Raw genomic sequence first — 23,659 nt, 5'->3', positions numbered from 1 at the left:
ATGTGCCGAATTGCTGCAAGCAAGCCCAGCAAGCCGCAAGACCTCCTTGGAGCATTTCGGCCCCAGAATGCCTTGGTCTAAAGGGAATGCGATCGCCCTTTCCTGACGACCAAGGCATTAGTGGCCTGCGCCATTCATCCCATTGTAGCAAAGGAGTCGCCAGATTGGTATTTTAAGAGAGTACGATCCCACAAAAACGCGATAGTGAGACCCAGGTTTCAAGCAATCAGTTGACTTCTCCCGCAATGCCGGTGATATCCACAATGGACCGCTCAAATCAGTCTTTTGGTTGGTAGAAATCATGGTGTTCGAAAACAGGCTCGGGGCACTTACGTTCTCGGCTCGCCGTCTGAGCTTTGCGTTGCCAGTAGCCGTGCAAGCGTACCTGCGAGATTGTCGAAAGCTTGTCGATTAGGAAGCGTGATCGAGAGTCAATGTTGGCCAGATTCGTCTTCTGTCACGCAATCGCCGAGCCGTTGCCGGAAGTTGTCGACCAATTCCGCAGGAGGCGCAGGCGAATTTTCGTCTTGTGCGATTAATTCACCCAAAAAAGTTTAATACTGCACCAAGCAACTCACCACCCGCTGGCATTTTAAGGCGGCTCAATGCTCCATCCAGCCCCGTGAGTGTTGGAGAACTGGAATCGGACTTCAATGCTTGATCACGATTCACATCACAGTTTCATCAATCGCCATCGCGATTCGTTGAGAAGCCATTATCACTGCCTCACAAGGGGCGGAACAACTCCTTGGTCCGCCAGCTTGGCAAGATATTCAGTCGGATTGGCATGGAGCAACTTAGCGCAGCCAGGACAGCATAGATAAATGACCCGGCCCTCAACTACGGTCTTATAAGGCGTTCCCATTCCGCCGAGTGGTTCGTCCATGACTGGACAGACCTTTTGCAGTGCGATGGCCGCAGCGTCTGCTTCGGTTGTCGGCGTGACGGTAAGCGTTGGTTTTACGGCCAGGTATTTTTCTGGATGTTCTTTCACTGCGTCGACGCAGCCTGCACAGCAGACATACACGGTTTGATCGCCGACAGTGACGGGAATTGATTCTCCCATCGATCCAAGTTTTCCACCACTCACAGGACACACCCCTTGGGCTTCGATGGCCGCTGCAACTTGTTGTGATTTACTCAATGGAACCATGATACTTGCGGTGAATTCGGCTGGTCGACGCTCACCTTCAATGACACCAATCAGTTGAACCGCTAGTTCTACCTGCTGGCCGGTAAACTGCGAGAGGTCGGTCGCTACGACGAGACTATCCGCTGACTTGTCTTTGCGGGTCTCAGGGAAGAGGTCGTAGCGATACCGTTTTGCACTTCCTGGCGATTTGAGCGTTGCCAGTCCTCGCGCGGAGCGAAGATCAAGCGGTTTTCCTTGCTGGTCGTAGGCAAACAAGTGCAAACCGCCGGCATTGACCACGGACTCCACTTGAAGCGTCCCCACTTTATGCAACATGCCGCCGTGCAAAGTTGTTTTTGGCGCTATGTTTGCCGGGTACTTATGAACCTCTTGGGCGTTGGCATGGAAAGTAACCACCGCCATGGTGGCAAATACTAGGGTTAGGTTTCGAATCAACATCTCAAACATCCTTTTGTGAAACACTAAGAAACTCCTCGAATCAAACGGTAGGTAATAGGTCTGTGGTGGAGCCCGCGGTTTCCACACCCGCCCAATGGCGGTCGGCGAGTCCCATCCTCATCTTGAACTCTTTATAGCCGCAGAAAACGACAGGCACGACAAATAGTGTAATCAGCTCTGTAATCATTCCGCCAAATACGGGTAGTGCCATCGCGCGGGCCACGTCCGCTCCGCGACCTGTCGACATCAGCACCGGCAGCAGTGCCAGTACAGTAGTTGCGGTGGTCATCAAGCAAGGTCGAATCCGACGCTTGCCGGCTTCGATGGTAGCGAAGCGAATGTCTTCTACACTGTTAAGTTTGAGTCGAGTGAAGATTTGATCGAGATAGGTCGCGATTACCACGCCGTCGTCGACCGCGATGCCGAATAGTGCGATGAAGCCGACCCAGACGGCAGTGTTCATCTCCGTTCCGTAGATGGCGAGCAGAATCATCCCGCCGGCGAATGCTACAGGGATTCCCGCGAAGACCGCAAGCGTAATCGGCCAGTGTCGAAACTGCATGTATATGATCAAGAGATTGATCAGCACCACCAAGGGTACGAGCCACATAAGTCTCTGATTCGCTTCGATTTGATTGGTAAAACTGCCAACAGCTTCGAGGGAGTATCCAGCAGGTAAATCGAGCCGATTAGGATCTTCTGCTGGCAATGCTTGCGCCGCGCGGAGCGATTTTTCGATGGCAGAGACTGATTCCAAATCGCCGTTGATGCCACTTGAGGCAAAAGCTACATGAGCCACGAGCCGAGCGTTTTCGCTATTGATCGCTCCGGGTCCCCAAGTTGTTTCCAACGTGGCCAATTCTTCGAGCGGCACGACAGCGCCGCTATGGGTGACAATGGGTAGTCGGGCAAGTTGATCAATGCGTTCTCGCAGGTCACGCCGATAACGGAGCCTAACCGGATAGCGCTCGCGTCCTTCGACCGTTTTAATAAGATTCATCCCGCCCAGTGCTGTCTCAACCACTTCGTTGACCATTTGCACGGTCATCCCGTAGCGAGCAGCTGCCTCGCGGTTGACAGTGAATTCGACATATGGCTTACCCAAGACAATGTCGGGGTTCACCGTGCCGGCGTTGACATAGGGTGACTCTTTTAGGTGAGCTGCGACCGAGATCGCTGCTTCGGCTAGTTCGCTCAGTTTGTCGCCGTAAATGCGGATCGCCATAGGGGCTTTGATGCCGCTTTGCAGCATCACAACTCGACCTTCGATCGGCTGGAGCGGGCTGGCAGGAGTCACGCCGGGCAACGTAGCAACGGCGTTGATCTCATCCCACACATCGCTAGGTGTGATCCCCTCACGCCATTCTGCTTTTGGTTTGAGCATGACATAGGTTTCGACCATCGCCGCGGGGGCCGGATCGAGGGCAGATTCGACACGGCCAATTTTTCCCAGTACGACTTGTACTTCCGGGATCTGATGGATTAATACGTCCTGAGCTTGCAGTACCTGCATCGCCTGACTGAAGCTTGCGGCCGGGTAGAGAGTCGGCATGTAGAACCAACTCCCTTCGTCGAGTGCAATCCAGTCGTCGGTTTCCAGTCCGGTGAATGTATGTTTCAGATTGACGTAGCCAGGAAGCTCATTTGGTCTCACGCCAAGCCACTCGACGAACCGCTCGGCAGGCTTCAGCACGGTCGGGAGTCCAAACCAGCCACCGAGGCCAACAATACAAATGCTAATCGGCAATAGGAGGAAAGCGATCTTGTGACGCAAGAAAAGACTCAGCATGGGAACGTAGGCGCGGACAATCGAGCGACTCACCAGACTTTCTTCAATGGGCCTTACCCGTTCGCGAGTGAGCAGCCAACCAGCACCTGCACCCAGTAATGCTGCTACGAAGGTCGAAATCGAGCGGGGCAAATTGTAGGCTTCCTGGATCGCATCCGCCCACAGGAAGTAGACGAGCAATCCAGCCAGTGACCCGCCCAAGAGTGCAGCTACTGCACTAGCCTTGCGTGGCCAATTAGCACTGCGGAGCATAATTCGACAGAGGGCCGGCACGAGCGTGATCGCCACCACGAGTGCAGATGCGATAGCAAATGTCTTCGTCCAAGCCAGGGGGCTAAAGAGCTTGTAATCACGGCCCGTAAGAAAAAACACCGGTAAGAAGCTGACAATAGTGGTGGTCACCGCCGTGACAACGGCCGGCGCGACTTCCGTGGCAGCATCGGCAATTAGTGAGCTTCTTCGTTCAGTGCCTCCTGGCGATCCTTCTTTTTCCCAATCCGCAAGGTGTTGATAAATGTTCTCGGAAACAATAATCCCCATATCAACCATCGTGCCGATGGCGATAGCGATGCCGGCAAGCGACATAATATTTGCATCGACACCAAATGTCTTCATGGCGACAAACGAAAGGAGCACAGCCACTGGGAGGGTAACGGCCACAATAAAACTGCTCCGGATATGCAAGAGAAACAGCAAGATCACTACAGCAGTAATGACGATTTCTTCTTGCAGGGCTGCCGTGAGCGTACCGACGGTCTCGTCGATTAGACCGGTACGGTCGTAAACTGCTTTGATCGTCACGCCACCCAGCGAGGGTGTGATCTCGTGAATACGTTCTTTAACTCGATCGATCACTGCGCGGGGATTCTCACCATAGCGCATCACCACGACACCTCCGACCGCCTCCCCACCGTTGTAGTCGATCGCTCCTCGCCGAAAATCAGGGCCAAGCTGCACACGAGCCACATCTTTGATTCGCAGCGGCACCCCCCCAATCTCGCTGATGACAGTTTCTTCTATGTCACGGATTGCCTGGGCATGGTCGCCCCCCGTCCCCAGGAAGCCCTTGCCGCGCACGATGAATTCCATCCCCGTCGACTCGATCGTCTTGGCCCCCACATCGACATTCGAACTTTTGACCGCCATCATCAAGCGGTCGAGCGGCACTTTGTGGAAACGCAACTTGTCTGGATCCACCTCGATCTGGTATTGCCGGACATAGCCTCCGATGGAGGCGACTTCGCTGACCCCTTCGACCGCCTGAAGTTCGTACTTGACGACGAAGTCTTGGAGCGAGCGAAGTTCTGCCAGATTCATTCCCTCTTTCGGCGGGATGAGCACGTAATAAAACACCTGGCCCAGTCCCGTGGCGTCAGGTCCTAGTTGCGGTGTTACTCCATCGGGCAACTGCGCGGCCACTGAGCCGAGTTGTTCGGAGACTCGGCTGCGGGCCCAGTAGAAATCGACACTATCTTTGAACGTGACCTGCACGAATGAGTAACCAAACATGCTCTTGCCACGAACACTCTCCGCCCCAGGTACGGCGAGCAATGACACACTCAGTGGATACGTAACCTGATCCTCAATGTCTTTTGGTGACCGCCCCGGCCAAGGGGTGAGCACGATTACCTGGTTTTCACCAATGTTCGGAATCGCATCAATCGGCACGGTCCGGTAGCAATACCAGCCGTAGAGAACCAGCCCAACTGTCAGCAATACAACAAGTGCGGCTTCCTTGACGCAGAATTGAACGAGTTTAGTGAGCATGATGAAGAAATGGGGGAATGCAGGAATTAGGGAATGGGGGAAAATCTATTTTTTTGGTAGTTAACGAATATCCTGAAGAACCCACTGATCGGCGTTGTGGATCAAGAAAATGATTTGGGATAGTACCTCGTCATATTTCGCATAGAGGTATGCTGCGGAATCGCGATCTGTGTAGTCGCATTCGACAGCAAATTGCAACCAGACTTGAGTTTCAGCGGCTTCTGCTTCCGCGTCACTCAGCTTGCTTATAAAAGCGGCTCGATAGCGGCGTTTCCGCCATGCTTCTGCAACATTGGCGCATACGCTGCGAGAAGATCGTCGCACTTGATCTGTGAGGGAGTAGGTTTCTTCTTTGGGAAAACTGCGTGACATCTCGAATACTGTGCTAGCCAAAGAGAAACCCAATTGGTAAACCGGCAATTCGGTATGTTTTCGATAACCAGTGCCCATTTTTCATTCCTCCTCCATCAAAAATTAAAGCTGAAACATTCCCCCATTCCTGCATTCTCCCATCCCTTAATTCCTTCCATTCCCTTCGCCTCGACTAGGGTCTAGCAGAGACGGCTTTCCGCCGAGTTGCATTTGCGAATCGATGAGAAAATTGCCGTCGGTCGCTACGGTTTCGCCGGCTGAGATTCCGTCCAGGATGACGGCTTGTTCGTCAGTCATCTGTCCAAGTGTCACTTTGCGAATCTCGAACACGCCCGGTTCGGTTTCCACGTATACAACCGAGTTATCACCAGCCATGAGGACAGCACTTCTGGGCACGCTGACTACTTCCTGCTCAGGAAGTGGCTCGTCGACGAAGCCCAACTCGCTCGTTGGAACGAGATTCATGCCACAGATTGGGCACTGACCAGGTTCGCTGCGGATGATCTGCGGATGCATCGGGCTGATCCACTTCCCGGCCAGTGCAGGGTCGTACACTTTCTCGCGAGGAACGGCGGGCACACGAATCGTTGCTGTGGCGTAGTCGCCCGGCTTGAGACGTCCGTCAAAGTTGGTCATTTCCACGCGCACATCGACCGTGCGTGTCATCGGATCAACCATCGGGTCGATGAACGCGATGCGGCCCGTGTAAATTTCGCCAGGGAGCGATTGAATCTCGGCTTCCACTTGCTGCCCGAAGCGAACCGCTGAGGCGTCACTGGGATAAAGCTCTAGCATCAACCACACGGTCGAAAGGTCGGCCACACGATAGATGGCCTCACCAGTCTTGACATAGTCTCCTTCGACCTTGTGCTTCTCGATGACCGTCCCGCCGATGGGCGAGGCAATCGGCAAACGTTTCTGCGCTTTACTAGTAGAGCGGAGTGCGTCGATCTGCGATTTACTCATGCCGAATTCCGACAGATTGTCCTCTGCCACATCGTTCAGGCGATCACTGTCGCCGGTGAGCGCATTGAGTGCAGGGGTCTGACGAGTGGAGAGGTATTCCACTTGGGCCGAGTAAAGCTGTGGGCTGTAGAGCACAGCAAGGTCGTCCCCTTTAGCAACCTTAACTCCGATATACTCGGCAAACATCTCTTCGATTCGACCGTCGACGTAAGCCGCGATAGTAGCGACTCTTTCTTCATCGTAGGCGATCTCACCTACGGTGCGAATGGTACGAAATACTTCTCCTGATCCGGCTTTCGCGGTGCGAATTCCAAGTATGCGGCGTGCGTATGAATCGATCGCAACCGACCGCTCACCTCCACCGCCCCCAATGTCAGCCTTCACCAGTGGCATCGCACAGACAGGGCACTTGCCCGGTTCACTGTGGGGCGGCGTACACATCATTGGACAGATGTACTGTGCCTCGTCCGCAGCAGTTTCTGATGTGCGCTCTGGATGATCGTGCTCAGCGGGCGATGTAGCCACCGGTACGAGCGGCATTCCACAGATCGGGCACTTACCCGGCGCATCCTGGCGAATCTCCGGATGCATCGGACAGGTGTACTCAGTTGTGGTACTATCAGGCGAAGCAACCGATTCGCTATCTGCACCTCTTAGCCAGCCAACTCGCTGGGCAAAGCCTATCAGCACGATGCCGACGATTAGTGTCGCCAACACAGCCAGACATTGGAATCCAATTCGCCTTAACCACTGTCGATTCAATACGGGCTTAGATTTATGAGCAGGTTCCATACTATTACTTCGCAGAAACGGTGAATGCAGACGGCGAGACAATAGACGCGAAAGCGGATACGACGCGCAAACCCACATAACTAGCAGTTGTTAAAAGTGCGCGTACCGGGAGCGTTAGGCATCAAATGCGCCAAACACAAAATAGCCGCTGAGAGTCGCGCGGCAGCAGAGAAGATGGAGCAATCTCATGCTCCGCAGTCTGGGCAATTAGCGAGTCAATCACTGAGGCAAACTGGTTCGCTGGTGCAATCAGCCGAACCTGAACGAGTTGTTCGATGGTTGTGCGGTTCGGAGTTGCAGGAACGATCGGCTGCTGATCAGCCGTGCAGAGGCAAACTCCTTGGCCCTCGACGCGGACCGATCTCTTAGAGTTCACGGCAGTGTGAGAAGTGTGACAGCTGCCCTCATGAACCGAGGAAGTTGGCTTCTTGCAGCAACATCTGCATTGCTCACCCGGCGCACTCACAGTGCAATGTCCGCAACCTTCGCACTTCACCGACATGCTAGCATTAGAATCGCACGTGAATGCTAGCGTCCCACCGTAGCTATTGCCTGGCAACAAGAGCGCTCCGGTCACACAGAGATTAACGGCTAATCGGATTGATCGGGATTTAAGCACAGGGATAAGTCGATTGATAAAAGGGAATACCACCTAGAGGTATTATCGTCGGCAAGCCCGACTATTTCAAGATTAGTCCATTTACGGCCTTCGTGTGCGACAGTGAGGGGATTGTGCGTCCTGAGAACCCACGAATTACGGCAATAAGTGCGGCTATTTTGCTGCTAAGTGCGCTGTCCTTGGTCAGCACCCTCAGCTGTCGGCAGTTGCCAAACAGGCCGGCCACGGTTGCCGATAGTCCCTCGCCAGTCGGCGAATCAATAGCACTTGTTCAGCATGAATCAACGCCTGAAGACAATGGCGTGGTGAATCCGCTTCCGCTCGCTGAAGATATCGCCACTCCTACTCCCGAAGAACCTGACTTTGTCGGCGGACAGTCCGTTGAATACTTCGTAGGAATCGCGGTCTCTGGTCATCCGCGTATCCGAGCTGCCCGGGCAAGAGTCGCCGCTGCCGCTAACCGAGTACCTCAAGCCGAATCGCTCGAAGACCCGCTGCTCTCGAATAACTTCTATCCCATCTCCGATCAGGCTTTGCAAACCGCTGGTGGCCGCGCCGGGAACACACTTTCGCTCGCGCAAAAATATCCTTGGCCGGAGAAGCGTTGGACGAAAGGTGCAATCGCGGATCGTGAGACGCAAATCGCTGCCGCCAAGTTGGCCGAGGCCGAACTGGAAGTCGAAGAAATGGTGCGACTCGCTTACTACGAACTATGGTTTGCCGACCGAGCCCTCAAGATTACCGATGACAATCGCCAGATCGCTGCCGAACTGGTGAATCTGGCCGAGGCCCGTAATGCCGCCGGTGGCAGCCAGCAGGATATCCTCCGCGCCCAGCTGCAACTCGACGCATTAGATAATCGTCGGATCGAACTCCGCCGCCAGAAAGCCGTCGCCCAAGCCGATCTCGCGGCGCTTGTCCAACAACCGGGAATGATGGGCATCGAACCAACTGCCGAAATTGATACGGGCCAAGTCCCCGAGCGTCTCGACGCCCTCTTCGCCGCCGCCCAGGAGTGCAGTCCTCGCTTGCGTGAACGCCGCTGGGCGGTTTCGCGCGATAGGCAAAAACAAGAGTTGGCCTGCTTGGGAAAATATCCTGACATAATATTGGGTGCCGGTTGGCAGACGATCACGGAGTCTGCCGCCATCTCACCGGTTGCCAATGGCCACGACAACGTCAACTTCATGGTGGGAATCACGCTGCCGATTTGGCGAGACCGGATCAACGCCGCCATCCGCGAGGCGTCGGCTGAGGTTGCTGCATCGAATCGAGATTTTACGGACGCCCGCGACGATGCGTTTCGCCAAATCCGCCGCCTGAGTGAACAAGCCTACGCAGCCGATGAGCAATTGCGGCTTTATCACCATCGCATCCTCCCTCGCGCCAAACGGGCCTTGCAACTTGCCTCGGCCGAATATCGCGGTCGCCAAGTGGACTTTGGGGAAGTCGCCAGTGGTTTTACTGAAGTCTTGATGTTCGAGTTGCAAGTAGTGCGCGCCCAGGCAACGCTCGCCGGGACAATGGCTCAATTACATCGAGCTGTCGGATGTGAGGTGATCGTCGATGAGCAGTAGAAGCAATGGGGGGAATTGAGGAATGGGGGAATGGGAGGAATTATGCTTCTAGCTTCGATCCCCTATTCCTAAATTCCCCCATTCCCTAATTCCTACCTGGGTCCTAGCCACAGCCATAACCCGATCGTGATGGATGCCAACAGTGTGCCCAGGCTGAATGCGGGCCAGAAGCCAAGGTTGAGCCTTTCGGCAAATGCGAGCGGAACAAAAAACGGTAAACCCAACGGCACGAGGACCAACGTCTCTTTAGCAAGGCGTGACACGGCGGGCAGGTCTTGATGCTTGGTCCACGCCATAATAAAGGCGAGGATGCTCACCAAGGGAAGCGTCAACAACAGCGCTCCCGCACGGGGATACCGCCGCGATAACTCCGTGACGCCGATCACCACGACACCAGCGATTATTCCTCGCACAAGGGTCATCCACACGGCATTCTATCTCCAAGACGGTATGTTGGGATCCGCGTCGGTAGGCACTTCCTCGCCGTGAGCGATTGCTTATCAATGTTTTGCAAGTATGCAGTCAATTTTCGCATATTAATATTTCCTACATCATGTGCCAGGGAATTGGAGATGGCTTTCCCCAATTTTTCTATAAAGTGCACATATTTGATCTCGCCCACGTTAGTCTTAGGCTATCATAGTCTAGTGCATAGCAGTCATCTCGACATGCAGTCCATTGTTCACAATTTGATGACTAAATCGTTGGCATCATTATGATTTCCATTCAACTCTAGACAAACAATGTTTCGAGTAGAAATCGAAAATGCCTCATGAAATCAAAATATCTCTCTGTTGCATCTTGCATTGTTTGTTTTGCAATATCTCATTCGATTGCCTTCGCCGTTATCTACAATGTCCCACCTGATCCGCTGCCCGTCACATTTGTCAGTGGAGATATTCTCAACTACGACCCAGGTGTCGATCTCTTTCCCACTCTTAGCGCTCCGGCGGGCACTATAGTCAATCTGTTCAGTGGAACTATCTCCGGATTTGAATCGAATGTCGAAGGAACCTTAAACGTGCTCGGTGGAAGCGTCTCAACACCAGTTTTCGCGCGAGACACTGTCATTACCTTAGGTAGTGGTGGCCTGCTGAGTGATCTCGTGATTCAAAGAACTACTCTTCAGATAATAGGTGGCAGGGTTGGTACCGAACTAGCTTCTCTTGACAGCAACATCAATCTGTTGGATGGAGAAATCACTCTTCTGGGCAACATGTCAGGCTCAACTCTGAAAATGTCCGGAGGAATTATTAATGTAAGTTTCATCCCTATTGAAGGCGGCACTATCAATATGTCCGGTGGAGTGATGGGTGACATTGCGATTTCCAATGGGGTCGAATTCAACCTCTCTGGCGGCACGGTTGGCTTCGGTCCTTCGATGAGTTTTTTCACTGCTTTGCCCGGAAGTAGCATGCACTTATTTGTTCAAGAAGCTCAGTTCAACGGTGTCGACATTCCCGGACTCTCGCTCGGCACGACGATTCCTTTCGATGTCACAAACCTTTTGGGCAAGTTGACCGGAGTCTTGAGCGACGGTTTGCCCTTTCTATTTGACTTGACGACGATGAACCAAACAAGCGATTTGCCAAGGGATCCAACGATTGTTACCGACCCCAACCTGGGCTCGCTACCTCTTACAAAAATCAAGATCCTCATTACGCTGGTCCCAGAGCCACACTCAATTTACCTCGCGGCAATTGTCGTTGTCTTTATGTTTCACTCACGATCTCGTGTCCTCTGATCGCAAGGAAATGACTTCGGCGATTGTCGGAGAAAGCTGCTCGGTGCGGAGAGGGTAGCGGCTAAACGGGGGAGGTGACGCGGAATCCCGGAGCCTGCACTCAATTTGTTATACTTGTGAAAGGATTGCTTTCCGCGCATGGACTTTCTCACTTTACCCCATAGGCTTACTGTCGAAGTATGATCTCCAAACTTCGAGCTGCGATACATCGAATGGTTCACTGGGTAAGCGGTCGTGAGCCGGTGGTGCTATTGCTGCTACTTATTCTAGCTTGTGGAACCTGGGGTTTCATTAAGATTGCTGACGAAGTCTTGGAAGGGGATACTCAAGCATTCGATGTTTGGATTGTGCGCGCCTTGCGCAAGTCGGACGATCCTGCCACGCCGATCGGGCCCGCTTGGTTGCAGGAGATGGGACGCGATGCCACTGCTTTAGGTGGTGCTGGGGCATTGACACTGTTCATCCTGGTGGTCGTAGGCTATCTCTGGCTAGATCGCAAATTCCGCATGCTGGTGTTCCTGTTGGCGGCTACCGGGAGTGGTGTCGTGATGGCCCTGGCACTCAAGCATGCCGTTGGTCGTCCGCGTCCCGAGGTCGTGCCGCATCTCTCTCACGTCGTAACGAGCAGTTTCCGAGCGGACACTCCATGCTCTCGGCTGTAGTCTACTTGACGCTGGGCTCGCTGTTGGCAGCGAGCATCCAACGCAGAAGTCTCAAGTTCTATGTACTTGCGATCGCTGTGTTGCTTTCCTTAATCGTAGGGATCAGTCGGGTCTACCTGGGCGTGCATTACCCCACCGATGTGTTGGCCGGTTGGATTGCGGGACTGGTCTGGGCACTGTTGTGCTGGTTGGTCGCCCGCTGGCTGCAGCAGCGGCACAAGGTGGAAACAGAGTAGCAGTCGACGGAGGATATTGCGGGAAATTAATCGGGGGACTCGCGCACGCCTTCGGCGTTGCGGCTAAACGTGTTAGCGTTCGATGAGTTCGCTGCTGGCGATGGTTGAGAGGGATCGATACAAGTCGCGGTCGATGGCGTCGGAGAGAAACTCAACGTGGGCGTCGCCGAAGGTGAATACAGCTCCCTCGGGATGTTGGCTGCCGAAGGCACCGTTTTGGCGATCGTAGGCGTAGCCGGCTCCGGGGATTGTGTTGAGTCGATTGGAAGTCGTGCGGAGGCAATCGGCGTGGGAGAGTGCATAGGTCCAAGTGTTGGAGGATTCCCAGGTGTCGGCCAGGGTTACTTCTCCCACGAACATCGTTTGGGAAAGTCCGTCCGTCACCTGGCTCGGCTTACGGCAGGTGACATAGAGGAACGGGCCATCGTTTTCGTATTTAACTTGCTCGGGAGGTTTTCCTGGTCCCAATGTTCCCTGGACGAAGGCGTAGCTGCCCGTGGCGGCAAGCACAGGGGCATAGACATCACTCAGTTCGGCAGAAGTATCGCTAGGGCAATGATGAAACGGGGGCTGCTCTTTGATGGCGAGGCATTTCGATTTGTCGGCATACCAACTGAGATCGTCGACGTTGCGGTTCCAGAGTCCTCCCACTTCGATCGAAAGTCGATCATAGAGAGCTTGCATTTCTAGTTGCGGCAGCAAAACGACGAAACCGCTGGCTGCGGTCCTGCGCTCCGTTGGCAAACCAGGGGGACATGCAGCAATAGGCATCTGGTCGCCCGTATCATCACAGCCGACCCGGCCAGGTGGAAATTTGCGGTGGCTAGACTCGTAGGAGTGGATCGCCAGGCCAATCTGTTTGAGATTGTTTAAACAGCCCTCACGACGAGCGGCTTCCCTGGCCGCCTGAATTGCGGGAAGCAGGAGACCAACCAGAACAGCGATGATCGAGATCACGACCAGCAATTCTACTAGGCTGAAACCACGTGGGGTGCTTGCATGGTTGGATGACATTGCCAATCCTTCAGGATTCGAGGCATTGCCGCTCCGAAGGTCAAAACCGGGGAGCGGATCTGCAAGGGATGCGCGGTGTCGTGACAATACTATTATAATGGGCGGCAATGAGGAGTCCGCAAGATTCAAAAGTGAAATTTCCCGCGAATCTTTCTGCAGGTCAGAAAGGGCCGATGCTTGCTGCGCTTTATCAGAGTACGTTTCCCCAACTAACAGCGGTCGCGGCTGGAGTTTTAGGACGCCAAGAAGGGGCGGAAGACGTCGTCCAGCTTGCCGCAAGTATCGCTCTTTCCAAGAAAACTCAGTTCGAATCCGAGGCTAGCTTTCTGGCCTGGATGTACAGTGCCGTGCGCAATTGTGCGCTCAACGAACGGCGGAAGCGTACCCGCCGGCGAACCTTTGCTACGGATCCATCCAATCTCCAATTGATTGATAACGAACCGAATACAGCTGACACGAAATCGGTCGATCCTAGTTCAGGAGAACTGGCGACAGATCAGACGGCTTTTGAGGATTACCTGCTGGCAGCACTTCAGGATCTCTCTGAGGAAGCCCGCTGTTGTCTGCTCTTGCGCACCGTGCATGAGTTAAGTTATGCGGAGATCGCAGAGATTCTGCTGATCCCTCAGGGAACTGCCATGAGTCACGTCCATCGCAGTCGACAATTATTACGAAAGCAATTATCCAGTAAGAAAGAAACTACGTAGGTATTAGTTTTTTGAATGAATAGCGAACACGGGCCAATTCGAGATGACCAGTTTGAGGCGTACCTTGATGGCACGCTGTCAGAAGCGGAGCGCGCTGTGATCCTCGATCAACTGCAATCCGACGAAGATCGCCGTCTGGAAGTTGAATTGCAAGGGAAAATCGATGAGGCGTTGCGGAAGTCCTTCCCAGTGGTGGCTGCACCGGAGGGTCTTTTCCTGCTAACTGAGAGCGATGAGGCCTTAATCGAAGATCAACGTCGATTTAATCACCGTCGTTGGTGGGTGGGTGGAGCAGTCGCTGCCGCTTTGATAGGTCTGCTGTTGAGTTGGTGGGGACTCGATTCGGGAAAGCCCGTGCCGTTCTTTGAGCCTGTGCCTCTAGCACAGATCTATCGCGATACTTTGCAGAATGGATTCCACCCCTATTATGAGTGCCACGACGATAAGCGGTTCGCCGACATCTTTGCCACACGGCAGGGAATGCCAATGCACTTGTCGCCGATGCCAGAGGGAACACGAATGCTAGGGCTCTCGTATCCTGGCGGGCTGAGCCGCGATACGACGGCGATGCTGTGCATGGTTGACGATGCACCGGTGATGGTGTTCGTAGATCACGCGGAAGTGGACAACAAGATCGCCAAGAAGGATGCTGTTCCTAAGGTAAATGTGTTTCGTGCCGAACGCGACGGGCTGGTGATATACGAAGTATCTGAGCTAGACGAACCACGCGCGATGAAGTTTCTAGAAGTCGGCCCAGCGCCTGCTGACGCGGAATAGCTTTGCTCTTTCTGCCTCTGACGTATGCTTTTTTTCTTGAAGGCTGCAATAGACTCTTGGTGCTCGGGACACTTTGTAAATAGTTCCACCACATTCTCGAAATGTGGCGATTCAACAGGAACAGCACTCTCGGAAAAAAGGGGACCATCGTGTCTACGCGCATGCTGCCAGATTGCCTCAAGAAGTTCGCTCTCATCCTCGTCGCGCTCACTCTAAGTTCAACTGCGGTTGCAGACCACATCTTGCCTCCAATCACGATGGGGGATCTCGCAGTTCGCTTGCAGCCAGTTGCTACGGGAATGGCTGCGCCGCTCTATGGCACCAGTCCCCCCGGCGACACCAGCCGTTTGTTCGTTTTGGAACAGAATGGGCTGGTCCGAATCCTTGAAAATGACAGTTTGTTGCCTGGGGTTGCCCTCGACCTGCAAAGCACCGTGTCGCCTCCCTTCAACCCAGGCAATGCGAATGACGAACGGGGTCTGCTCGGTCTGGCGTTCCATCCTGAATACAATGACTCGGCGAGCCCAGGTTTTGGCAAACTCTATACATACCACAGTGAGCCTATTCCGGCCGGAACTTCTCCGACCTATGTGACACCTAATGCCGATCCGCTTAATCCTGCGGTACAGAATTACAAGCTGGTCGTCTCGGAGTGGATGGTATCAGCCGGAAATGCGAATGTGATTGATCCTGCTTCGAAGCGAGAGATTATTTCATTTGGCAAGAACGCTGGCAATCACAACGGGGGGACACTCGCGTTTGGGCCAGACGGCTATTTGTATCTCGCGCCTGGCGATGGAGGAAATCGTGATGATGTTGGAGCGAGCCACCTCGAGCCAGGTGGCAACGCTCAAAGCCTGACCACGCCTCTGGGGAAAGTGCTGAGGATCGATCCGCTGGCACCAGCTTTGACGACAGGCAGCGCCGATTCCGTCAGCGGCAATGGTCAATACCGCATCCCGACAACTAATCCATTCCAGGGCCCAGGGGAGGTACCCGAAATCTATGCCTATGGGCTTCGCAATCCGTATCGTTTTGCCTTCGACCGCACTGACTTGGGAGGGACTGGTGATCTGATTCTCGCGGATGTGGGACAGAACAACATCGAGGAGATCAACCGTATTGTGCTCGGTGGCAACTACGGTTGGGCAATAAAGGAAGGGACCTTTCTCTTCGACCGGAGCAACGGAACCGTCGTCGGAGCAAATAGTCCGGGAAGTCCCACTGGACTGATCGACCCGATCTCCGGCCCTATAGGAACCTTGCAATATGATCACGGAGACGGCATCTCGATCACGGGCGGATTTGTTTATCGCGGCTCAGCGATCCCTGAGTTGGTTGGCAAGTACGTCTTTGGGGACTTGGCGCTGCGAAACGCGCCACCGCGAGTGGACGGCCGTTTGTTCTACGCCGATTTGCAGATGGGAGTGATCAAGGAATTCATGCTTCCACAGTTTACTAATGGCATTCTTCCAGACGGACTGACCGTCCACGGGTTTGGTGAGGATGCCAATGGGGAATTGTATGCGATGGTGACCAACACGCCGGCGAATGGGACAGGGGGCATCGTGTACAAATTAGTTGCAATTCCTGAGCCTGCAACTTTCGTTATGTTGGCCGCGATCGGAATCATTACATTTCGCAGACCTTCTCGTTAGGCATAGCTTTTATCATTCTTTGGTCAACAAGTACTCAGGATATTTTGCCGTGCAACGATCGTATTCCATCTGGGGCTTCAACTTATTAGTCAGCGTTTCGTCACTTGCCAGTGGTGCCACTCTCCACTCCGATGACTTTCAAACGGATCTATCGGGGTGGACTACTGGAGGTGCTTCAGTTTCGCTGGTGACCACGGGCGGACCTAAGGGTGTGGATGATGGATTTCTGCGTCTTGAGTCCGTATTTGGGAACTTTGCCGCTTACAATTCTTCATCAGCTTGGGTCGGCGATTTCACCTCCATCCAAGCGGCCGAGGTGACTGCTGACCTGATGGCTGCAGTCAGTTCGGCGCCGCTATCGATGCGACTGGTGGTGTTTGGTCCCGGCATTAGTCCTGCCACATCCTCCCGCTGGACATCTACCCTGGCCGTCGAAGTGCCCGCAGATGGCGTTTGGAGGAACTATGCCTTCTCATTGAGAGAGAGTGATCTTACGCGAGTGGTGGGAGTGGACAATTACCAGAGTCTGATGGGAAACGTGTTGCGCGTAATGTTTAGGCACGATTCAGGCACACCTAGTTCAGGTGGAGAACCCGTTGCGGGAGATCTGGGACTCGACAACATCACACTGAAATCCACTTCACTAGCTGGCGACTTCAACAACGACGGTGCGATCGATGGGGCAGACTTTCTGGTTTGGCAGCGGGGGGGGTCGCCTGCTTCGCTTAGTGCCGAGGACTTAATGGCGTGGCAAACCAACTATGGGTTGCCATTGGGGGACGCCCCGAGCATTGCGGTGCCAGAACCGGCTGCCAAATCTCTGATTGCAATGTCAGTGCCTTTCCTGCGGCGCCCTGGGCGACGAAGATTTTGAGGCCTTTTTCAATGAAAGTGCAAGGAATGCTATTCGTGGTGACACTGTAAGGAGGCTAGATTGAGCCTATGAGTTTACATTTCTACCTTTTCGACGAGGAGACGATCTAATGAAGCTAGTATCTCTGTCATTGGTTTTGGTTATGACAAGCCTAGTCAGCGTAGTATCTGCTCACGAGCAGAAGTACGCCTTTGACCTCAGTGGGGCGGCCGAGGCCCCCCCTAATGCCTCCCCTGGTACCGGATCAGCATTAGTAACCTTTGATCTTGATCTGGTGACGATGCGGGTCCAAGCCGATTTCACGGGTTTGATTGGTACTACTACTGCAGCGCATATCCATTGTTGTACCGTGGATCCGGGCGTATCAACGGCTGGCGTTGCCACGGTTACTCCGACTTTTACCGGCTTTCCCGCTGGCGTGTCTGCAGGAACTTATGACCACACTTTCGACATGACCCAGACGGCTAGTTACAATACGTCGTTCGTCACAGCCAATGGGGGTACAGCGTCAGGCGCACTCAATGCGATCTTAGCTGGTCTGGACGCAGGCAAGGCCTACTTCAATGTTCACTCATCCTCATTTGGTGGTGGTGAAATCCGCGGATTCGGGGTGTTAGTGCCCGAGCCTACTTCGGCGTTGCTCACGGTTTTTGGCTTGAGTGTTTCGCTGCTAGGCCGTCGTCGGTGGGCTTAGGTTCTCGAGGCTGGTCAATTCGAATTAGACAAATCAGTCAAATAACAACTGGGCGATCCAACTAAGAACTTGAGTTCGAGGTTGGGTCGTTTTTTTGTCGCCTCGCGCTCCCCCTACGGGTTGCGGGAAAACGAGTTTACTCGGCGGGTTGGTCGAGGCTTCCTTCGAGGAGCAGGCCGTCGATCTTCATGTAGCTTTGCCACAGCGACCCGAGGGCGTCGAGATAAGATAGATTCGTTTGGATGTAGGTCTTTTGGGCGGCGAGCGAATCGAGGTAGCCGACTTCGCCTAGTGAGTACCCACGTTGGACAAGGTCAAATGTTTTTCTGGCTCTAGGGAGGATTTCTTTGGCGTAGGTTTCCGCTTGCATGCGTGCGTTCGAGTATTCACGGAAGGTGGTTGCCAGGCGATTCTTGATGTCGAGTGCGACGCGGTCGATGTTTTGCGAGGCAACTGTGATTTCCGCTTGGGCCTGGCGAATTCCGCCCTGATTCTTGTTCCACAGCGGCAATGGGATGGTGGCCTGGATGCCGCCGATGGTGTAGTTCGTGCTGTTGTCGTATTGAAGCATGAATTGAGTATCGACATCGGGGACTGGTTCGACGTTGGCTCGAGTGAGTGCCCGGCGAGAGCGCGAGAGTTCGGCCATGGCGGCCGCCATCTCGGGGCTAAGCATGGTGATGCGCGCAAGGGTTTCGTCCCAATCGAGCGCGCCCGGCAAGACTTTCGGATCGCCAACTAGTTTTTGGGGAGGCAGATCCAAGTCACCAACCACGGCAGAGAGTTGTTGCCAGGCGGCAGTCAATTCATTCTCGGCGATTCGGAGCACGATCTCCGCATTCTGTTGCTCGACCTCTGTTTGCAATAGTCCGGCGAGCGGAATCTCCTCGGCATCCAGAAGATCCTGTGATGCCTTGACTGCTTCACCCGTTGCATGGAGTAGCGTATGCGCGGTGTCGATGCGCTGCTGGGCTACGAGCGCCCGATAGTAACTGCGGCGGACATCGGTGAGGACGCGGCGCTGCGTGGCGCGATAGATTTGCTCGGCCTTGTCGATTTCGGCGGCCACAATCGCGCGATTCTTGTCGAGCTTGCCGGCGGTAATGAACTCTTGTCCCGCATAGGCACCTTCCTGCCCTGCCAAGCCGTCCTGGCCAATCTCACTAGCGGCGTATCCAACCGTGGGATTCGGCGGGAGCCCCACTTGCACATATTTGCCACGCAAGGCGCGAACTTTGGCAGAGGCCTGACCCACCGCGGGATTGTTCGCCAGTGCTAGCTGCTCGATTGCTTCAACGGTCAAGCCATCACTGCTGGACTCTTCAACAAGCGGAGTCGCTAGCAATTCGGGTGTAGCCTCAGCAAGCAACGCCGAAGGCTGTTGGACCTCGAGAGGTGTCTCCTCGTTGTGATCCACGAGCTTGATGGTCGATTCTTCGGCAGGCAGAGTGGCAACCGGAGGAAGCGTAGAAACGGAGGGAAATACCGCAGGCTCGCTAGGCGCAGACGCGCAGCCTGCCAGCAGTGCCAGCAACCAAATTGTATAACTATTGAATTGAGTCATCCTTGACTCCCCCCTGTTCCTATTACTTCGGACTTATCAGGTAGTTTTCTACGCTCTAATCGTGATCTCGCAATAAACGTAATCCATTAGCAATCACCACCAGCGACGCCCCCATGTCGGCGGCGATAGCTGCCCAGAGCGAAGCGAAACCGACAAAAGTCAAAACCATGAAGATTGCCTTGATAGTGAGCGAACAGCCGATGTTCTGGTGGATAATTCTCAGAGTGTTCTTGGAATGTCTGATCAACCATGGGAGCTTTGTCAGATTGTCGGCCAACAGGGCGATGTCGGCCGTCTCAATGGCGGCGTCACTACCGGCGGCTCCCATGGCGATTCCGAGGGATGCGCGTGCCAAGGCCGGGGCATCGTTAACACCATCGCCGACCATGGCGACATGGTCGTACTTCTCGACCAATTCGCTAACGAGCCGGACCTTGTCCTCGGGCAACAATTCGGCATGTACTTCATCGATCCCGGCCTCGGTGGCGATTGCCTCGGCCGTGCCCTGGTTGTCGCCGGTGAGCATTACGATGTGTTGGATGCCTGTGGCGTGTAAGTCTTGCAAAGTTTGTTTGGCCGTTGGTCGCAGCGTGTCGGATAACGTGATGAACCCGCACACATGATTTTCGTTGCCGACAACGACAACCGACCGCCCCGCCTGCTGCATCGCTTCGAGGTGCTGATGGACCTCGGGGGTTTCTTGCCCGCGTTCTTCCAAATAACGATGGGAACCGATCCAGAACAAGTTGTCATTCAAAACACCTTGGGCACCCTTGCCTTGAATTATTTGAAAGTCGGTGACGAGTAGGAGCTGGACTTTACGCTCGCTGGCGGCTTCTACTATTGCCTTCGCCAGGGGATGATCGCTTTGCGATTCTAAGGATGCCGCCCGCACGAGGAGTTCCTCCTCATCATGTTCGCCGAACGGCACGATATCGACGACTTTGGGTTTCCCTTCGGTCAGCGTACCGGTTTTGTCCAGGGCAATTGCCTTCAGGTGGGCGGGAGCCTCCATAAAAACGCCCCCCTTGATCAGCACACCGTTGCGTGCAGCAGCGGTCAATGCGGAAACGATACTCACTGGCGTGGAGATCACCAAGGCACAGGGACAGGCAATTACCAGCAGCACCAGCGAGCGATAAAACCAGTCGCTCCACTCCCCGCCGAACAACAGCGGAGGCACGGTCATGACGAGCGCCGCCAGTAACATGACGGTCGGTGTGTAGTAGCGGGCGAATTTTTCCACCCATTGTTCCGAAGGGGCACGATTCGATTGAGCCTCCTCCACGAGCTGGATGATGTGGGCCAACGTGGTGTCGTTGGCTGGCTTGGAGCAGGCAACTTCCAATGCTCCATCGCCGTTGATGGTGCCGGCAAAGACTTCGTCGCCTGGCACCTTGGTAACCGGCGCACTCTCGCCGGTAATCGGAGCCTGATTCACAGCGGAGGAACCGGCCTGCACGTTACCGTCCAGCGGTATCTTTTCACCGGGTCGTACATAAAACAGTTGTCCGATGGCAACCTCTGCTGGTGCGACTTCGTAGTCGTTTCCCTGTTCATCGCGGACACGAGCCGTCACCGGGGCAAGATCCATCAGGGCGGCAATCGCGCGACGTGCACGGCCAACGCTCCATGATTCCAGAAGCAAGGAGAGCGAAAACAGAAACGATACCGTGACTGCCTCGAACCATTCGCCGATAAGGGCCGCTCCGCAGACGGCGATGAACATCAACAAGTTCATGTCCGGCATCATTCGCTTGGCTGAATGCCACGCCCGCGGAGCTACGTACCACACGCCGGCGATGATTCCAGCAACATAGAGTGCAATCGCGGGAAGCGGCACTCTCGTGTTAAGGCCCATCCCTTCGGAACCGAGGGCATTCGAGAACCCACCTTCGAGCCAGGCGTGTGCCAGGAGGCCACTCAAGCCGAACGCTCCTGAAATTATGGTGAGAATCGTCCTCGATCTACTGGCGTGATCGTGTTCGTCGCTATCCTCCGCAGGATCGTCCTTCCATGTTTCGGCGTTCATGCCCGTCTCGGACACTGCTGCGATCATCTCCGTCGGCGAGACATGGGGCATCCCCTCTCGTATCGTCAGCTTGCGATTAAAGATGTCGAACTGAAGCCGATCTGTATTCCCCACCAGCGGCCCAAGCTCTCGCTTCAGAATTGTCACCTCCTCAGCGCAATCCATCCCCGTAATACGCAGTCGGATATCCGCGGAAGGAGCTTTGGTGATCGAGTTGTTGGATGGATCTTCCATATTGATTTGGCTTGCCAATGGTTCCGAATTAGGTTTCTTCTCGCAGAGACACCGTGGCACAGAGAGCACACTTATGCATGTCTTAGCGCGGGCACGATTTCTGTTCGGGCGGCTTGCCAGCCGGGGGCGATTCCTGCCAGGATACCGACGACGATTGCTATCAATACGCCTTGGATTGCTAAGACAAACGATGGTTCGAAGGCTATCGTTACTCCTTCGGCTGCAACGGACATGCCTGATGAAGACAGCAACAAGGTGCTTCCTACGACGCCGAGGATACCGCCCAAAGTGCTCAAGAGCAAACTCTCTGTGATTACCAAGGCAAAAACGCGCGAAGGTCGCAATCCTAATGTCTGCAACACTGCGTGTTCTTTAATGCGATCTTGGACTGCCATCACGGTAGTGGTTGCCACGAGCGACAGAACGAGGCCAACGCAAGCGTAACCGAGCCAATGTACGAAGCCGATGAGTTCTGCAAGGTCGGCCAGCGTGTCGGCCTGGAACATTCCCTTGGTGCGAGTGGTAGTTGCCACGGGGCCCGTCTTGAATACCTGGTCAATTTGTTTGGCAATTTTCTGTGGGTCGGCCGAATCATTGAGATGCACTTCCAACTGCGTGACTGTGCCGACTTCGTTCGCTCCCCGTGCACGCTGGAGGAATTCGAGTTGCGTGAACACGAGATTGTTCTCTGCTGCGGTTGCCGATTGAAACACGCCCCGCACTACGACCGACACGTCGCCGATGGTAAACTTGTCACCCACCTTCAGGCCTCGCCGTGTCGCTATGTCCACGCCGACCAGTGCCGCATCATCCTGTGCAGCGAACGAAGTAAAATCGCCCGACTGCAGATCAAAGTCCCGCCAAGCCTTGAGTTTCTCCGGCTGAATACCCTGGAAAACAATCGAATCGAGGCTCGCACGGCAATTGTTCGTAAAAACCTTGATCGGCACCACATCTTTGACACCTGTTATCTTGCTGATTGTTCGCTCATAATCTTGCGGCAATCGACTGCTCTGTGGGCAGAAGCGGTTCTCCTGGAACACGATAAGCGTCCGACCGGCATCTTCAGTCGCCGTTAACGCGAGCAAACCTTGCTGCACTGCGCCGATAAAGCAAAAAACCAACAAAGCGACCGCCGTGCCGCTCACGGTCAGGAGAGTCCGGGCACGATGTCGCCACAGACTTTTCAGGATGTAGGGAATGAATTTAAACACGATCAGGCGGTCCTCAACTGGGCGGTCTTGGTATCCTTGCCATTTTCCATCAGCTTACCCCGTTCGAGGCGGATCTTCCGTTTGGCGCGCGATCCCGCGTCGGCGTCATGCGTGACCATGAGTAGCGTCATACTGAGTTCGTTGTTGACACGCTCCAGGAGTTGCAATATCTGTTCAGTAGTTTCGTCGTCAAGGCTCCCTGTGGGTTCGTCGGCTACGACAACCGTAGGGTTGGCAACGATGGCCCGCGCGATGCCGACACGTTGTTCCTGGCCGCCGGACATTTGGCGGGGATAATGTGTTACGCGAGAGGTGAGATCGACCGCCTCAAGGGCAATCTCGACTCGCTTGCGCCGCTCGGCCCCCGACATGGGAAGTAGTAACAACGGCAGCTCGACGTTTTCGTAAGCCGTGAGCACGGGGATCAAGTTGTGTGTCTGAAAAATGTAGCCGATGTGCGCGGCCCGCCAGTCGGCCAACTTGCCACGGGAAAGCTTGGTGATGTCGGTACCCGCCACGACGATCTCACCCGAGGTGACCTGATCGATCCCCGCGATCAAGTTCAAGAGGGTGCTTTTGCCTGAACCGCTGGCACCCATCAATGAGACGAAATCCCCCTCGTCGATCGAGAGACTTACTCCATCGAGCGGACGGATCATCTCCTCGCCGTTGGCGTATTCTTTGGTAACGTTGGTTACATAGACTAGGGACATCTTGGGGTCCTTCAAGTTGTGTATTCCGCGCTCCCCTTCGTCGAGCAGAACTCGACTTCGGGT

Annotated in this window: 19 protein-coding genes and 1 pseudogene; 9 read left to right on the top strand and 11 right to left on the bottom strand. The window is 54.5% G+C overall.

The annotated features are described in order from the left end of the window. Positions 1-718: 718 nt before the first annotated feature. The 5 genes and pseudogenes from Pla144_RS25190 to Pla144_RS20090 form a co-directional block, all read right to left on the bottom strand. Positions 719-1,591 (bottom strand): hypothetical protein, encoded by an 873-nt coding sequence (locus Pla144_RS25190; RefSeq protein ID WP_231936459.1) that lies wholly within the window; start codon positions 1,589-1,591, stop codon positions 719-721. Between the two features lie 40 nt (positions 1,592-1,631). Further along, positions 1,632-5,147, bottom strand: coding sequence for an efflux RND transporter permease subunit (locus tag Pla144_RS20105; RefSeq protein WP_146452500.1), 3,516 nt, complete (start codon positions 5,145-5,147; stop codon positions 1,632-1,634). Between the two features lie 60 nt (positions 5,148-5,207). Next, the gene (locus Pla144_RS20100; protein ID WP_146452499.1) at positions 5,208-5,597 is read right to left on the bottom strand and encodes a four helix bundle protein; all 390 of its coding nucleotides are present in this window, start codon (positions 5,595-5,597) and stop codon (positions 5,208-5,210) included. Positions 5,598-5,687: 90 nt separating this feature from the next. Next, positions 5,688-7,076 (bottom strand): annotated as a pseudogene (locus tag Pla144_RS20095) (efflux RND transporter periplasmic adaptor subunit); the annotation flags it as partial. 322 nt (positions 7,077-7,398) lie between these two features. Continuing rightward, the gene (locus tag Pla144_RS20090) at positions 7,399-7,653 is read right to left on the bottom strand and encodes a hypothetical protein (RefSeq protein WP_146452497.1); all 255 of its coding nucleotides are present in this window, start codon (positions 7,651-7,653) and stop codon (positions 7,399-7,401) included. Positions 7,654-8,009: 356 nt separating this feature from the next. Between Pla144_RS20090 and Pla144_RS20085 the strand changes: the two genes are divergently transcribed. Further along, positions 8,010-9,473: a TolC family protein gene (locus Pla144_RS20085; RefSeq protein ID WP_146452496.1), complete on the top strand. Its 1,464-nt coding sequence runs from the start codon at positions 8,010-8,012 to the stop codon at positions 9,471-9,473. 92 nt (positions 9,474-9,565) lie between these two features. Here the strand turns inward: Pla144_RS20085 and Pla144_RS20080 are convergent, their stop codons facing one another. After that, entirely contained in the window at positions 9,566-9,901 is a 336-nt protein-coding gene (locus Pla144_RS20080) for a hypothetical protein (RefSeq protein WP_197530856.1), read from the bottom strand. A 344-nt stretch (positions 9,902-10,245) separates the two neighbouring features. On the opposite strand from Pla144_RS20080, the gene Pla144_RS20075 reads away from it, so the two are divergent. The 3 genes from Pla144_RS20075 (at position 10,246) to Pla144_RS25385 (ending at position 12,115) form a co-directional block, all read left to right on the top strand. Then, the gene (locus tag Pla144_RS20075; RefSeq protein WP_146452494.1) at positions 10,246-11,217 is read left to right on the top strand and encodes a hypothetical protein; all 972 of its coding nucleotides are present in this window, start codon (positions 10,246-10,248) and stop codon (positions 11,215-11,217) included. A 212-nt stretch (positions 11,218-11,429) separates the two neighbouring features. Next, positions 11,430-11,879, top strand: a complete 450-nt coding sequence (locus Pla144_RS25390) for a hypothetical protein (protein WP_197530855.1) — start codon at positions 11,430-11,432, stop codon at positions 11,877-11,879. Further along, a complete protein-coding gene (locus Pla144_RS25385; protein WP_197530854.1) occupies positions 11,864-12,115 on the top strand; it encodes a phosphatase PAP2 family protein in 252 nt (83 codons plus the stop codon). The genes Pla144_RS25390 and Pla144_RS25385 overlap by 16 nt, the downstream gene beginning before the upstream one ends. A gap of 72 nt (positions 12,116-12,187) precedes the next feature. On the opposite strand, the gene Pla144_RS20065 is transcribed toward Pla144_RS25385, so the two are convergent. Next, positions 12,188-13,129 (bottom strand): DUF1559 domain-containing protein, encoded by a 942-nt coding sequence (locus Pla144_RS20065; RefSeq protein ID WP_146452599.1) that lies wholly within the window; start codon positions 13,127-13,129, stop codon positions 12,188-12,190. Between the two features lie 131 nt (positions 13,130-13,260). On the opposite strand from Pla144_RS20065, the gene Pla144_RS20060 reads away from it, so the two are divergent. The 5 genes from Pla144_RS20060 (at position 13,261) to Pla144_RS20040 (ending at position 17,839) form a co-directional block, all read left to right on the top strand. Further along, positions 13,261-13,836 carry an RNA polymerase sigma factor gene (locus Pla144_RS20060; RefSeq protein WP_197530853.1) on the top strand — a complete coding sequence of 192 codons (576 nt, stop codon included), beginning with the start codon at positions 13,261-13,263 and terminating at the stop codon, positions 13,834-13,836. A 15-nt stretch (positions 13,837-13,851) separates the two neighbouring features. Further along, positions 13,852-14,613, top strand: coding sequence for an anti-sigma factor family protein (locus Pla144_RS20055; protein ID WP_146452492.1), 762 nt, complete (start codon positions 13,852-13,854; stop codon positions 14,611-14,613). Between the two features lie 149 nt (positions 14,614-14,762). Beyond that, complete coding sequence (locus Pla144_RS20050) at positions 14,763-16,271, top strand: PQQ-dependent sugar dehydrogenase (protein WP_197530852.1); 1,509 nt, start codon at positions 14,763-14,765, stop codon at positions 16,269-16,271. Positions 16,272-16,320: 49 nt separating this feature from the next. After that, on the top strand, positions 16,321-17,145 hold the full coding sequence (locus Pla144_RS20045) for a hypothetical protein (RefSeq protein ID WP_146452490.1): 825 nt from the start codon (positions 16,321-16,323) through the stop codon (positions 17,143-17,145). 109 nt (positions 17,146-17,254) lie between these two features. Continuing rightward, entirely contained in the window at positions 17,255-17,839 is a 585-nt protein-coding gene (locus Pla144_RS20040) for a CHRD domain-containing protein (RefSeq protein WP_146452598.1), read from the top strand. Positions 17,840-17,975: 136 nt separating this feature from the next. On the opposite strand, the gene Pla144_RS20035 is transcribed toward Pla144_RS20040, so the two are convergent. From Pla144_RS20035 to Pla144_RS20020, 4 genes are all read right to left on the bottom strand, one after another. After that, a complete protein-coding gene (locus Pla144_RS20035; RefSeq protein WP_146452489.1) occupies positions 17,976-19,403 on the bottom strand; it encodes a TolC family protein in 1,428 nt (475 codons plus the stop codon). Positions 19,404-19,458: 55 nt separating this feature from the next. Beyond that, positions 19,459-21,669 (bottom strand): heavy metal translocating P-type ATPase, encoded by a 2,211-nt coding sequence (locus tag Pla144_RS20030; RefSeq protein ID WP_197530851.1) that lies wholly within the window; start codon positions 21,667-21,669, stop codon positions 19,459-19,461. Positions 21,670-21,740: 71 nt separating this feature from the next. Continuing rightward, positions 21,741-22,883, bottom strand: a complete 1,143-nt coding sequence (locus tag Pla144_RS20025; RefSeq protein WP_146452488.1) for an ABC transporter permease — start codon at positions 22,881-22,883, stop codon at positions 21,741-21,743. Positions 22,884-22,885: 2 nt separating this feature from the next. Continuing rightward, on the bottom strand, positions 22,886-23,596 hold the full coding sequence (locus Pla144_RS20020; protein ID WP_146452487.1) for an ABC transporter ATP-binding protein: 711 nt from the start codon (positions 23,594-23,596) through the stop codon (positions 22,886-22,888). Positions 23,597-23,659 lie beyond the last annotated feature (63 nt).

The organism is Bythopirellula polymerisocia, assembly GCF_007860015.1.
Classification (GTDB): Bacteria; Planctomycetota; Planctomycetia; order Pirellulales; family Lacipirellulaceae; genus Bythopirellula; species Bythopirellula polymerisocia.
Note: the sequence above shows the minus strand (reverse complement) of the source record. Positions and strands in the feature narration are given on the sequence as shown.